This window comes from Sphingobacterium faecium (assembly GCF_003054045.1).
Taxonomy (GTDB): domain Bacteria; phylum Bacteroidota; class Bacteroidia; order Sphingobacteriales; family Sphingobacteriaceae; genus Sphingobacterium; species Sphingobacterium faecium.
The window spans coordinates 134,045-148,923 of sequence record NZ_QBKH01000002.1 but is presented as its reverse complement, the minus strand read 5'-3'; the positions used below and the strand labels follow the sequence as shown (position 1 = coordinate 148,923).

The window sequence follows — 14,879 nt, the reverse complement described above, 5'->3', positions numbered from 1 at the left end:
TTTATTGCTTCGATCTTTTTCTATAGATAAATTGCTTAATATCTGCTTGATAGCCTCCAAACCAGATCAATAACGCAAAAGATGGACCGAAAATCAAACTTTTAATCAGAAAATTATACAGTTGCTGATCCCAATGAAACCAAAGATCGGCGCCGAATAATAGCACCGCTAATAGGCCTGCAAAGAGTATAGGCTTCCACAGGCAGGTGAAGAAAGCAAGCAAGCTTTCTTTAAAAATAACCCGATACATCAGCCAATACGTCTGTACAAAGTTGATGCTGAAGGTGACCAACAGGCATTGGGCGACAGCTTCGATACTCTTGAAGTAAAATACGCCCAACAGAATACCGGTGACATTGACCACTGCTGAAAATAATCCGCAGATAAATAAGCTCCTGGTATCGCCAGCGGTTTGGAAAATAGATCCTGAAGAAGATAAGACCAATTGGATGCCCACCGTCAGACTCAATATTTTAAAAGTCGGAATGGCCAATTCCCATTGCGGTCCAAAGAATAAAAGAATCAGCTCTTCGGAACAAAAATACAGGAAGACTGCCAATGGGAACCCAATCAGTGCGAGAAAACTGACCAACTTGAGGTTGACTCGATTTAAATACTCCAAATCTTTACCCTTCATGCTGAGGATGGGATGGATCACTGGTGTGATCACTTGTGTAATATTCTGCAGCGGGAGCGACATCAGGCGGTACGACTTATCGTAATAACCCAAAGGTACCATACCCAAATATTTACCGATCAATAGGGTGTCGGCATTGCGACTGAAATAATTGATGATATTAAATAAAAATTGATAGAGCGAATAGGAAAAAATAGGCCGCAGGGCTTGTAAAGAGAAGCGGAATGTAAACTTCAGCGGAAATTTGGCATAGGATATCGCAAAAATGAGTAAGGAAGAAAAGATCGGATTAATGATCAACGCATACACACCATAGCCATTGAATGCAGCTGCTACGGATATCGCTCCACCGACAAGCTGGATGACCAAGCTGCGCAAAGCGATGGCTTTGAACAGGCGTTCGCGATAAAAAAGGGCATTGGGCACCACGGTTATCCCGGAAAACAGCAAACTAAGGGCAAGCCATTGGCAAATGGGTTTCAGAATCGGCTGATCGTACCAGCTGGCAAATATGCCTGCACATAAAAAGAACAGCACCGATAGCAGCACGGTGATATAGACCGATAGAGAAAACAAAGCACTCATGGCTTTTTGATCGAGCTCTTTGTGCTGGATCACGGTTGCGGACAAGCCGATATCGGCGATGAGATTGAGAAATGTAATGGCGACCGTTGCAATGGCGACCACTCCAAATTGATCGGGAGCAAGGAGTCTAGCCAAGACAGCCGTGACGATCAAAGATATAATCAGGTTGGCATATTTAGCCAGTGCGGTAAAAAATACGCCTGAGATCAGCTGTCCTTGTATATCTTTCATCTATTTTTTCTTTTTGAATAATAAGACTCCGTACGTGCGCATATGCAAATACTTATTCCATCGGCTGATGAGTATGAATAAGAGCTTAACGCGCTCACCACGAGGCAATGCATGTGCCTTCCATACCGCAGCATTGAGCATCCGGTTGAGATACCGCTCGACAACAGCCCGGTTCGTAGGATGCACCTGTATAAATCGTTGCAGCTCCTCAGCGACTTTCAGGTAGGATGATATATTATACCATTTAAAGCTGCTGGTCATGATGGAGTTGGCGCGGATCCTGCGAGAAAAGAAGGGTTCGGGCAAATACCCCACGTGCTGGGCGAGTAAAAAGGTCATCATGGTAAACAATTCATCTTCATGAATAATGCCCACTTCAAACTTCAAGTTTTCGGTTAAAATTAGACTCCGTCGAATGAATAGCATCCAAACGGGTGAAAAAAACTCCTGATGATCCAACAGTTGCGCTAAGGCCTCACTGCCCTTCATCACTTGATGGGGCGCGGTTTTTTTTCGGATATAAGGAAAAGCGGAAGAAAGCTGGTTTTCCTGATTTTGCTCGCGTAAAATATCGGCATCGAAAAAGACGAGATCCAGTGCCGCATCCTGTGCATAGCGGACGCAAGCGCTTAAGGCATCTGGACGCAGGTAATCATCGCTATCCATAAAATAGATAAATTCTCCCACGGCATGCCGCAAGCCGGTGTTACGCGCGGCGGAAAGGCCTTGATTGTCTTGAGCAACAATCTGTATACGGTGATCCTGTTTTTGCCATTTGGACACAATAGCTGGGCTGCCGTCGGTCGAGCCATCGTTGACAATTATCAACTCAAAGTCTTCCTGTGTCTGCTCTAATATGCTTTGAATAGCCATATCCAGATACGCTTCTGTATTATAAACAGGCATAATAATACTGATCAACGGCTGCTCTTTCATACTTTTACCCAACCATTTAAACTAAAATCATACACTTTCACTACTTTAGCCGGGTTGCCTACGACAACGCTATATGCCGGGACATCTTTGGTCACCACAGATCCTGCTCCGATCACGGCATGCTCACCGATCTGGATTCCGGATAAAATAACCACATTTCCACCGATCCAGACATCATCGGCGATGCGGACCTCTGCTACGGAGACTCCTTGCTCTGCAATGCTGCGGTGTACATCTTCATACTGATGATTTAATCCAGAGATCAACACATGCTGACCGATATTAACCTGATTGCCAATGGTCACCGGACCGATAATGGTATTGCAGATACCGATGCGTGAATGGTGTCCAATGTGGAGGTCCCCTACCGCATTATTGAGTACGGAGAAGGATTCGACGACGGACCTGGATCCGATGGAACAGTTGCGAAACGGCACTAGATCCCGACGTACACTACTGTATATGACCGAACCTCGCCCTCTCTTGACATATAAAAATTGCAACATACGCACATACCAACGCGGTCTTGTCCGCGTGGGGCTCATGATCAGCCAATGCACCAGCCGCTTCAGCGTTTTATTTTGATAGATGTACTGCTTCATAAATATCCAATGTCTTTGCTGCTGTTTGATTCCAGTCAAATTTTGTACTCCGGGCTAATCCTTTAGCAACTAAACTGTCGTATAAGTCCGGATCATTTTCCAGCTGCAACATGCCTGCTGCAATGGAGTTGATATCGTTGGGATGGCTGTATACGACGTTGTCCTGAGCAACCTCCGGGATGGCCGATGTATCGGAAGTAACAACCGGGATCCCGCAGGCCATCGCTTCTAACAGCGGTAAACCAAAACTTTCGCGAACCGAAGGATACAGAAATGCAAATGCTTTGTTGTATACTTGGACCAATAGATCATGTGCAATATACTCTTCGACGATCAGGTACTCTTTGATAGCGTGTAAGTCGAGTTCGATCAACAGTTTATCCAGATGAGCCTGATCCAAATCTGCCAGCAGCATCTTTTTCTGATGTCGGCTTTCCTGTAAATAACAAGCATAAGCTTTTAGCGTATTTTTTAGATTTTTTTTAGGATCTGTATTGCCTAAAAGCAACCAATAACTACCTTTCTCCCAAGATGCAAATCGGGGATCCGCAAATGCTGTCAGCGGTTTAAATCGTGGACTGACGCCGTTGTAGACGGTGACGATCTGTTCACGTAACTTTGGAAAAGCTGTTGCAATATTGGTTTGTTCGTAGTCGGAAACCGTAATCACGGTATGCACCTTTTTTAAGATCTTCGGAACGATCCATCGGCGATAGATACGACCGAGATTTTGATACATCGAGGCATTGTTGCCGATCTTCTTTTCCATAAAGATGATGTCATGCAGAGTCAATACCAACGGAATATGCATGTTTAAAGGTGCCGTGTTGGAAGTGCAATGCAACAGGTCGGCCTTTACTTTTTTTAAGAGCTGAGGGAGGAGTATCTGTTCCCAAATGAAGTAATTGGAACTTTCCAATACAACAATCCTAAAATTGCGCGTTTCGCTGAGGCAGCGGTCTTCACCGGGTCCAACAGCAATAATATAGGAATTGTCCGTATCTAACTTTTGCAAGCCACGAATCATTTCCAGCGCGACAAAGTCCATTCCATGCTTATTCTTGCGGAATATCCGTTGTGCTTCAATTACTATAATCTTCTTTCTTTTCGCCATGTGGTGTGTGAACAAAAGTACTACGTCCTGATTTTATACCCATAAAACTACGCAAGATCGCGATAAAAATAAACGGTAATTTTAAAAAGGACACTAATGTTCGCTTGGTGTAAAATCGGTTTGGAACGGCCAAACCAAGTGATAGCATAAACAACAGATAGAGTACCAGCCATTTATACATCAATATTGGAGCCAATATATACAAGATGAAGACCCAAATGGGAACAAACCCGAGTAAAATAATGCGTGGGGGGATGGACCATTGTACCAATTTATCGAGCATCGCCCAGTTGCGGGTCTTAAAAATAGTACTCAATCCGCTAAAAGCCATTAAAAAAGTATCGATCTGTGCTGCAATCCATCTTTTCCTTTGATTCGAAAGATCCCTACGGTTTTGGACTTTTTCATCGAGCACATATACATCTTCTAAATAAGTCGTGAAGATACCTTCCAATAGGAGGTGGTATTCCAATTCTTTATCTTCTCCCATGGAGCTGATCTTGGGCATGACCTGTTTAAACCAATTGATTTCAAACAGCATCCCAGAACCGGTAAGTGCTGCAGGCAGTCCGAGATTGACATGACCTTGACGAAAGATGGAATTGTTGATTTCCTCACTGATCCCATCCAGGTAGGCGGTATCGGTATTATCATTTTTGGCGATGCGATGTGCCTGTACCGCTTTGCATCCAGAATCGAATACCCGATTGATCTGCTCTAGAAAATCAGGATAGACCAAATTGTCGGCATCTAAAATAACAACAGCATCGAATGGTTGATCGGCAGTATGTGTAATCGCCAGATTGAGCGCTGCGGCCTTGGATCGATGCGCATAAGTGGGAACAAGAACTGTGGCTCCCAAATGCTGTAAAGCAGCATTGGTATCTTCCTGCATGCTATCTGCCACGACAACAATTTCATACAGATGATGCGGATAGTCTTGTTTCCGAAAGGATCGAATGCTTTCCACAATAACAGCATCTTCTTTATAGGCGGGGAAAATCACTAAATACCGATGTTGATGAACAGCCTGTTTGAATTTCTGATTTCTGGGAATACGGTATCCGATGGAAAACACCAAAAAATAGATGATCCAGATCAAAAACGGAATAAAAAATATCCCTTCTATAATGTGCAATACTAATTCCATAGTCCTAATTACGTTGATTTAAACAGCTTAAAGGCAGAGCGTGTAGCGGACCAGATGGAAAAGACATGTTTCCATTTCCCATTCAGTATAAAGCTACACATTTTTGAGGTATTTGCGACGCATAGGAGATACAATAAGGACAATATCCGGACTATTCCGCTGCTGTTACGATAAGCAAACAGCAGCCTATTGCGGGTGAGGTAATAGGTTTTAAAAGGGGAATCGATTCCTGTTGAGGCACTTTCTTTATGAAAAACAAGCGCTCCGGCAAAGTAATATAAGGAATACCGCTTGCTGATCTGGCAACACCAATCGAGTTCTTCATAATATAAAAAAAACGCTTCGGGCATCAAGCCGATATTGTCGATCACCTGGCGCGGAATTAGCATCGCAGCACCATGTAAATAAGGGATCTCCCTATTCTGATCGTATTGACCATGATCGATCTCCTGATAACCGATCTGTTTGTTGCGTAAGGTGATCGGTGTCAAGGGTGTACAACCGGCAAACTGGATCATATTTGGCGGATCCATATACCTGATCTTTGGCGTGATACCTCCGGCTAGAGGATGCTGTTCAAAAAATGCCAGCATGGCCAGTAGCTGTTCATCGGCCGCCTCAGGAAGCAAGGTATCGTTGTTTAAAAAATATAAAAATTCACCTTGTGACATCCTTATACCGATATTATTGCCTCCTGCAAAACCTAGATTAGCGGCACTGTAGCAACCCGTAATAAAGGGAAACTCGGCCTTTAATAAGGCATATTCGTCTTGTACCGATCCATTATCAATAACAATCACTTCAAATGGAAACGAGAATGGGATACTGCCGATACGCGCTAAAAATGCCCGGGTATCGACCAGTCCATTATAATTAACAGTAATAAAGGAAATTTTATACGGTTGAGTGGTCATGGGCTAGCTTTTTATCAATAACAGGAGATAGCATAATAATACCCATCAAGATATAAACGGTCTGCCCGGTAGGCATCTGATGGAGTACTTCATTGGCATATCCGGCGACCATAATCCCGGCAAGACCTGCTGTGGAAGCAGCAACGATGGATTTGATGCGGTTATCTTTTAAGACAACCAGAACATAGTAAGTCCCGAAACCGAGTATAGTCAAACACAGCAACACATAAATAACCAAACCTACGATACCAGTCTCCACCCAAATAAAGACAAAAGAGGAATCTGTCGCGATGCCGTGAATGAGATCACCCTCATTGGCATGTTTAGAAGCTCCAAGTCCGATACCGAATGGATGATCGCTCATGAAACTACGCATCTTCTTTTGGTTTTCCAAACGTACATTGAATGATGCATCTTGAGAAAAAGAGAACGCAGTCCGCATGCGGCGGATATCGCCATTGCTATTGCCAATGGTGGTCAGGTTGAAAAAGGAAAAGGCAAGCGCCAATAAGCCGACACCTACCATAATCCACTTCCATTCCTTGACCAATATGATAAAAAATGCGAAGCCAACAAAGGGTACAGCTATTGCAGCTCGGGTACCGGAGATCATCAAACCATAGAAAGCAATAATTGCTACGGCAATATAAAAAATACGTCTGTTGGCTACTTTTTCATAAAACGACAGAATGGTAAAAACCACAATCCCGAGACCCATATGACAACCAAAATTGGCGGCATCGGTGAAAAATGAAAAGTAGCGGATACCACTATAGATGACGTGTGTATGTGCTCCATAGGTATATAACCAGGCTGACTCGAATCGATCAAAACCGATATACTTCTGACCGATGGCTTTTAAGGCTCCCAAGACAATCAGCGTGCCCCATAACCCAAAAAATAAGCGCAGCTTGTCGAGATTGTCCAGATTTAAAAAGACCAATAGTTGAAATAAAACAATATGGATACCGATATTTCGCACGGTAGTGATCCAATTGGAAAAGCTGGACATGGGATTGATAATCTCCAGCAAGCAGAAGATCATCCACAAGATGGAGATGATCAAAAAGGGATTGAAATGGAGTTTTCCAATGGGATTGCCACGGATGTAATGCAAGCACAAACAAAGGAAGTTGAATAAGATCAAGATATCCAATATCACACCGGCGGGCATGGGAAATGTCACGTAACGCGCTACGCCCATCACAAAATAAGAGGCGATATATAACAGAAAAAAGCAGCGTACAGGCGATGATAAGCAGCTCATGAGGAACAGCAACAGGAGCGGAACAAGGTAGAACACCATCCCTACTGATGTTCCAGCAAATACAAATAGGTATGCTCCTGCTAACCCTCCCAAAATGAGTATAAGCAGAAGCACATGACGCTCGGTGATCAGAGTTGACCCATTGTTGTGATCAGATTGCATCATACCGATCCTATTTTATTTACCTAATGATGTCAAGCCAAAATTGGCCAGTTGATATTCCAAACGACGTAAAAACGTAAATGGAGGTAACATACCTGTAAATTCTTCTACCACATATTTTTGTGCATTCATCAAACAGATGACAATCGGTTTTCCTGCTGATCGTTCCAATAGATCTGAAAATAATAATTCATCTTCTGTTTTCCAAACGCTATCTGCGCGTAGCACAAGCAACGTAGCCATCCCTTTTTCCAAGAATACATTGGGCACAGGGGTCAAGGCCATCGAACCATGCTGCACGAGAGAAAGATCGTAATCGGCCAACTGATTGACCCATTCCTGCTCTACAAGATATGCTCTCGATTGGGCTTCAAAATCCTGTCCTTCGTAATAACCTTTAATCTTTAACCCCATTGTCGACCAATAATCGGTCAATAATGTCGTGATGCGACTGGAATCGAGAGACGTGGACAGCTTGACAACATTGATAAAATTGACAGCTGAGTTATTATCGTAGAAACCGTAAAGTCGATTGGCCAATACATGTACCGCACGCTCTTCGATTGCGGAGCGATTTTTACTTTTTAATAATTTTGGAAATGCAGCGACCACTTTTCCTCGGGTAATACGCTCGGTCCGTATTTTATCGCGTAGAGTCCGATCAAAAAGCTCTAGGATAAGGAGGATCCCCAAGATAAAGGCGATCGTTCCTAAAAATACGCCAATAACAATCATCTTTCGTCCATAAGGGAGCGCATTGAGCGGGAAAGTTGCCGGATTGATGACTTTCAGCGTTGCTGAGTTCATTTCCAAACTTTTCAATCGTAGACGTGCCGCATTTAAACTGGTCAGAATGGATAGATAGCTCTGTTCAGAAAAATTGATACTTCTTTCTTTACGCTTCAGCACAGAACCAATGGGCGAATACTGGGTATATTTTTGATCCAGCTCTTGTTTGAAATTTTTCCCGACATTCAACTCCGCTTCCGCGCTTTTGAATTTCAAAAGTTCCTCTACCCATTGTTTAACATAATTGGCATTGGGGTATCCATTGCGGGTATATTTTTCAGAAGAATACTGATCCATAAAGGTTCGGAATTCCTTCTCCTGTTTATTCAGCTCGCTCGATAGTGAATTGAGACTCCCTGCCTTCTGCAGATTTAAAGAATCGGTACCTAAGGTTTTTATGGTGGAAATATCATAGTTCAGGTCAGCAATATGATTCATTCTGGACAAGAATTCCGAATTATTTTTGATGGATCGCATATTGGCATCCATACCCGATTCCAGTTGTTTCAATGCCGCTTGCGCGCTATTGTAAGCAAATACGACGTCTTGATAGCGCAGCTCATATTCTTTATCCAAAACGGCGATAGCTTCCGTCTGTTTATCGTAGTTGATGACCCGGTTCTCGACATTGTATGTCGTTAACGAATCTTCTTGACCGCGCAATTCTCTTCCAAGACGGGCAAGTTCTGCTTCGAAATAACGAATCACATTGTTGGTACTTCCAAATTGCAGGTTGGTGTATTCTATCGCAAATACTTTGCTCAAGACTTCAAGCGTCTGATAAGCGATCCCAGGATCGTTTGCTTGATAATTGACCTGTAAGATATCACTGTTATCGATACGGGAAATTTTAATATTTTCTTGGAGCGCTCCATAACTAAAGTACGGATGATTCCAATTGAAAAGGCCATATACAAAATTATTGCGGTCAGGCTTTTCATATCGTTCTAAGTTGCGTACGGTATTTTCCTCCGAGCTTTTATCGATCAATGCACGCACCTCTTTTGGTGTAATGGCCAATAATTCTTTATAATGCTTGGCTGAGATGTAGACATTGTCTTTGTTGGGGTCACCATGAATCATCAAACGAGCATAGAGGTTTAACGACAAGCGTTTGAGGGTCTCTTTGGAGTTGATGGTATTGATGATGTTCTGAATCGAATTGTTGAGTACGTTCCAGTTTGACGATGCATTAGACTCTCCGGGATCGCTTCCATAACTGGAAATAACGCCTGTATAGATCGTCACATCAGTTTTATACTGTCTATCCAGATTGCGGGTCATGTATATGGCCAATAGAGCAAATAGCAGTGGCAAAATCAAAAGCCACCATTTGATCCTAAATATGGCACGAAAAATATAATGGAAAATATTCATAATACTATTGACTAATTATTTTGGTCCTACTCAAAATTTCTAATGTCAGAATCTCACTGATAATATTGGCTTCACTAGTCTTGAATAGCTCATAGGCTTCGGTTTCCAATTTCTTCGCCGCATTTAGATCTGTAATATTGGCATTACCTGATTTAAATTCGTTTTCTATCATTCTATAATTGGTTAACGCAACATTATGATCTTCGACATTTTTTTTGAGCATCGCGAGCGCAGTTTTTGCTTTCACATAAGCATTAACAATGCGAATGCGTTGTTCATCGAGCCATTTTCCTTTTTCAAGTTCTGCAAAACGTTTTTCCGTCTGTTGGCGTTTTACTTTGTTTTTGCGGTCCAAGATATCATCAAAAGGAACGCTGACCCCTACTGTCCCATAATAAGAACTTTGGGACTGGCCAGAGGATTGAAAAAATAAAGGCGTATTTTCATTCGTAAAGGAAGAATTAATGGCGATATTACCATATTGCCAAGATCCGCCTGCTTTAAAATATTTTAACCAGTTTCTTTTTTCTGTCAGAACTTTGCTTTCTTCGGTTTCGATTTTTGCCTGATACATTTCGACACTGGGACTACTCTTTGCATTTTCGTAAAGCGTCTCCAAGGGCGGCAAGGTTAATCTGGTCAAATCGATCATATCAATCTGGTCAACCTGAGCTTGCGCCTGAGCGAAAATCCCTGTAGACAGCGAGATAACAAACAAAAAAATCCTTTTATATACTTTATTCATTGAAATAATTATTTATTGGTGTAGTTTACACATCTGCTTTTTGAATAAAAGCAGAAAATGTCTTAAACAATATCTTAACATCCATCCATACGGAATAGTTTTTAGCATAGTCAATATCGAAATTAATACGCTCCTGATCGGACATGCTACCGTTGTCGCCCCTTTTCTCTACTTGCCATAATCCCGTGATACCAGCGGGTGCCATAAAGCGCTCCACACTGTCATCTGTCGTCAGCATTTCGGCTTCATATAAGGGCAGCGGTCTATTTCCTACGATGGACATATCGCCAAATAAGGTATTGAACAATTGCGGTAATTCGTCTATACTGTATTTTCTGAGGATACGGCCCACTTTAGTCACGCGGGGATCTTTTTCTAATTTGAAAAAAGCCGCCTTTTTTTGTCTCGAACTCATATCTGTTCCTTTGACCACAGCATTATCGTCAATCAATACATCACGCAATTCGTCGATTGTAAATTGTGGAATGTCGGCATTGGCGAAAGACTGGGCGTTGCTTTTCACAACAGTTTCTTGTTTTGCATATTGATTGTGCATCATATACTCTTTGAGCCGCTTATCCGCATCGGCATACATCGATCTGAATTTGTAAAAGTCAAACATATAATATCCGGCTCCAATTCTTTTGGAACGGTATACAGCAGGACCTTTACTTTCAATGATGATGGCCAGATACACGGTGATGAGTAAGGGTGACAGCATGAGAATCAGCAAAGAAGAAACGGCAATGTCAAAGAGTCTTTTACCGATTGGAATGCGAAGCTTGGGAAAGGACGATGCTGGCGCATCAAATCTTTCAGCTTGCGCTGTTGCCTCAAAGTATAAGTGAATATATTTTTTTAACGATTGGAAAACGTCTTTGTTGGCATTGGAGCTGATGGTATTGGTCACACCGGCCTCCAGGTACGATTTCTTTTCGAGCAGAGAAAATCCTTTACCTACTAAAAAGAGCAGTGTTTCTTTACCATAAGAACTCAGTTTGGTCAATTGCCGTAGATCGGCCATGAGGCTCGTGCTCTGTTCGTAAAATATAACCGAAAGAAACTGACCACGATGATCTTGAAAATACTGATCCATACTTTCGAAAGAGCTGAAATACTTTAACTCCACACCCAATGTGTCTTGCACCTGGAGTTTAAAATAGTCAAAGTTTTGCTGGCTATGACCAAAGTAAATATAATCGCTATATAACGGCATTATTTTAATGCTTTTTTAATTCTAAGCTTTAATTCCAACGGATTGAAGGGTTTTAAAATAAAATCCTCTGCTCCTGCTTCTAACAAACTAATACGCGTATTGGTATTATCTTCACCTGAAAGTATAATGACGGGAATATCTTTTAAAAATTCATTCTGCTTGATCATGACCAACAATTCATAACCATTCATTTCGGGCATGGTGTAATCCGACAGGATCAAATCGACGATATGACCGTCTTTAAGCCAGTTGAAAGCATCGATCGCACTTGCAAAATAATGAAACTCATAGTCTGCATTTAAGTATAGGGTGATCAATTGGCCTATTGCTGGTTTATCATCAATTATCAGGATCTTTTTCTTCATGACTTATTTTAGTATTATAAAAGTATCTATTTCCCTAAAATTTATCAAACGATCTGCTCCTCAATATATTTTAGTCAAAAAAAATTAAGTACTCCTGATAATCCGGAGTACTTAATTTTGTAATATAGGGAATTTTATTTCAATTTATCTTCTATTTATTTAAATACCAGTTCGCATTTTGAAGACCGCCACTCGTAACCCAATCTTTAAATAATGGGTAAGCATCATATACTTTTTGGCCTTCTGTTGGATATTTAAATGAAACCGGTAATGCTAAAGCAAAAGGTTCATTTTTGATTGTTTTAAATGGATCTGTTGCAGATAAAAGTTTACCACTTTCTCTTGAAACAATACTTTTATTGATCTTATCTGTCGCTGCATAACCGACTAAGTGAATTTCATTTCTGCCCCCCACATTTTGTGCATAGTTGACAATAAACATATTCAAGGTATTGTAGCTAAAATTGTCTAATGGAGTTGTAAATTCAATGGTGATCACGACATCCACTGGAGCATAAGCACCGCTTTGTGTGGAGATAAAACGTGTATCTGCTACTCCGAATGCTTTATGTGCATCGTCAACAATCGCTACTACGGCATTGGTCTGACCTGTTTCTGTTCCATTTGCTGCCAAAGCCAAGTTTGCTCCGACCAAATCCTTTTTAGAATAGGTAACCGATTTCACATTTCCTGCAGGAACACCATCCAATTGAATAGCAGCTGCTAAACGTTTTGAAGCACCTACAGAACGTAATTTACCTTTTAACGTAACTTTAGTGACTTTATTAGCGGTATTTTGAAACTTCGTGATATTCATATCCACCACAAAGTCATTCATATCGTAATCACCTTTGTTAGGCCAGTTGTCCTCGAATGCGTAAGAGTAAGTTCCCAAGTTCACTTCGGTCACCGTTTGATCATTTGGATTGCCTCCTGGCGCATTGTTTCCACCAGCATTACAAGCTGTACCTGCGATAACTACCGTAGACTTGTCATAAGGAACTAATTTAGCAGGACTGTTTAAAACATAATATGTATTCCATTGGCCGTTGGCTGTGTGATCTGAAGATGCAACCTCTAGATTACCGGAATAAGTAATGGCCATATATTGATTGTTGACATCTACTTTTTTCATGCGTGCCAAAGCCTGTCCAGATGAGGGTCCCTGCATAGTGCTCGCTTGGCTATTGAATTTAGCCAAATTATTAACCGCTAAGATAGAAGAAGAAGCTAAATTAAATTTAGTACCTCCTGCATCCAACTTATCCAAGCTTAACAAAGCTCCAGATGAGATGCTGATCATCGCACCATTTGTCGTTAACGACTGAATGGTCGTATGACAAACAGCTTCTAATGTCGCATTGGTCAAATTTGCATTTTTTACCGTAAGTGTACCTTCGTTTCGGATTACAGTAGAATTGGTTGTACTCACCAATTCCTGAATAGTTGCTACACCGTAATTGGTAAAACTACCATTGGTAATGTCGGCCTTATTTGCATTTAAGGTGCCGTAATTGACATATAAGGTCGTGTTTTTGGTTTCCATCTTGGATAAAGATGCTGTACCGTAATTGACAAAACCACCATTGGTATTTTGGGTTACATTCACTAAATCGATCGATCCAGCATCTGTAATATATAAGCTGTTGTTGCTTCCTAAATTGAATTCAAAACTTGAATTTTTCCAAGTACCTTGCACATAGATTTTTACATTGCTTGTACCGTTGTTGGCATCAATCTGACCCGTAAAGGTTGTTCCTGTTTTAACCACATAGGATTTGTTAGCTTCCACAACCACATTTGTGTTTCCACTAATCTGAACCGCATCATTGGGAACAACAACTGGAGTCGCTGCTAATGCACTAACTGTAGCGGAGTTTGTATTGGAGATCGTTGTGTTGATCGACGCACGTGCTACACTCGCTCTATTGGAGCTTGATGAAGAAGTAGGCGCTACTTGAATGTTACTTTTTAATGGATCCACTGCGATCATCGTAACAGAAGCAATACCTAAAGGTGAAGTTTCTCTTAGATAAAGATATTTAGCCATAGTGGGTAACATCAACTTTCCAACAAAATCTTGTCCTTTTTTTGCTTGTCCTGCCGCCAATAGATTTGCGCCTTGACCAAGTAGAGGATCGTTGTCGAAAATCTCAACACGATAAAAATATTGACCATCAAACTTATCATCTACAGCTACGCGAATATCCATAGATTGGGCCGAATTCCATTTAAAGTCGGAGGGAACATTACTGCCGTCAGGAAATAATGTGGAAGAATCAGTATCTGGTTCTTCATATAAGTCCTTCACTTTAGAACAACTTGACGCTATAAGCGTAATGGCAACTAGGCTAACTAAAAAGAGATGAAATCTTTTTCCTTGATACATAATATAATAGATTAATATAAACAGTTCATATTGGTCATGAATCTCTTCTTAAATATGTGAAGTAAGTAATTGATTATAATATCAAACTGTTTGGCACAAAGTTAGGACTTATTTCAGTCACAACGATAAAAAATAAATGGATAAGTAGAAGATTTTACAAAAGTTGTAGCGCGACAACTACATTCAATCGACTACATTAAAATCTTTTCCTGAATTGTGCAAATCATGCCTAAAAATCACGCTCTATGGGATCTGCTGACGTGTAAAGATCATGCCTAAGGAAATCCCATAGAATGACCCGGGAAGAAAATTTTTAAACAGAAAATAGGTCCGGTCAATCTGAAATAATCAGATTGGGATAACGGTATAACCGGATAACTGCGGTGCTGAATTTTACTTA

At 41.2% G+C, this 14,879-nt stretch carries 12 protein-coding genes; all 12 read right to left on the bottom strand.

Annotated features, from left to right (window positions below):
- Position 1: 1 nt before the first annotated feature.
- Positions 2-1,453 (bottom strand): lipopolysaccharide biosynthesis protein, encoded by a 1,452-nt coding sequence (locus C8N37_RS05095; RefSeq protein WP_108157900.1) that lies wholly within the window; start codon positions 1,451-1,453, stop codon positions 2-4.
- Positions 1,454-2,389 (bottom strand): glycosyltransferase, encoded by a 936-nt coding sequence (locus C8N37_RS05090; protein WP_108157899.1) that lies wholly within the window; start codon positions 2,387-2,389, stop codon positions 1,454-1,456.
- Positions 2,386-2,934, bottom strand: a complete 549-nt coding sequence (locus tag C8N37_RS23205; RefSeq protein WP_147051534.1) for an acyltransferase — start codon at positions 2,932-2,934, stop codon at positions 2,386-2,388. Before C8N37_RS23205 ends, C8N37_RS05090 begins: the two co-directional genes overlap by 4 nt.
- Before the next feature lie 31 nt (positions 2,935-2,965).
- Positions 2,966-4,105 (bottom strand): glycosyltransferase family 4 protein, encoded by a 1,140-nt coding sequence (locus tag C8N37_RS05080; protein WP_108157897.1) that lies wholly within the window; start codon positions 4,103-4,105, stop codon positions 2,966-2,968.
- Positions 4,074-5,255 (bottom strand): glycosyltransferase family 2 protein, encoded by a 1,182-nt coding sequence (locus C8N37_RS05075; protein ID WP_108157896.1) that lies wholly within the window; start codon positions 5,253-5,255, stop codon positions 4,074-4,076. Before C8N37_RS05075 ends, C8N37_RS05080 begins: the two co-directional genes overlap by 32 nt.
- Positions 5,256-5,263: 8 nt before the next feature.
- Positions 5,264-6,169, bottom strand: coding sequence for a glycosyltransferase family 2 protein (locus C8N37_RS05070; protein WP_108157895.1), 906 nt, complete (start codon positions 6,167-6,169; stop codon positions 5,264-5,266).
- Positions 6,150-7,436 (bottom strand): O-antigen ligase family protein, encoded by a 1,287-nt coding sequence (locus C8N37_RS05065; RefSeq protein ID WP_170114474.1) that lies wholly within the window; start codon positions 7,434-7,436, stop codon positions 6,150-6,152. Before C8N37_RS05065 ends, C8N37_RS05070 begins: the two co-directional genes overlap by 20 nt.
- A 177-nt stretch (positions 7,437-7,613) precedes the next feature.
- The gene (locus C8N37_RS05060) at positions 7,614-9,764 is read right to left on the bottom strand and encodes a GumC domain-containing protein (RefSeq protein WP_108157893.1); all 2,151 of its coding nucleotides are present in this window, start codon (positions 9,762-9,764) and stop codon (positions 7,614-7,616) included.
- A gap of 4 nt (positions 9,765-9,768) precedes the next feature.
- Complete coding sequence (locus tag C8N37_RS05055; protein ID WP_108157892.1) at positions 9,769-10,509, bottom strand: TolC family protein; 741 nt, start codon at positions 10,507-10,509, stop codon at positions 9,769-9,771.
- A 25-nt stretch (positions 10,510-10,534) separates the two neighbouring features.
- Positions 10,535-11,725 carry a sugar transferase gene (locus C8N37_RS05050; protein WP_108157891.1) on the bottom strand — a complete coding sequence of 397 codons (1,191 nt, stop codon included), beginning with the start codon at positions 11,723-11,725 and terminating at the stop codon, positions 10,535-10,537.
- Positions 11,725-12,090, bottom strand: coding sequence for a response regulator (locus tag C8N37_RS05045; RefSeq protein WP_108157890.1), 366 nt, complete (start codon positions 12,088-12,090; stop codon positions 11,725-11,727). The genes C8N37_RS05050 and C8N37_RS05045 overlap by 1 nt, the downstream gene beginning before the upstream one ends.
- Positions 12,091-12,241: 151 nt before the next feature.
- Positions 12,242-14,479, bottom strand: a complete 2,238-nt coding sequence (locus tag C8N37_RS05040; protein WP_108157889.1) for an LruC domain-containing protein — start codon at positions 14,477-14,479, stop codon at positions 12,242-12,244.
- Positions 14,480-14,879 lie beyond the last annotated feature (400 nt).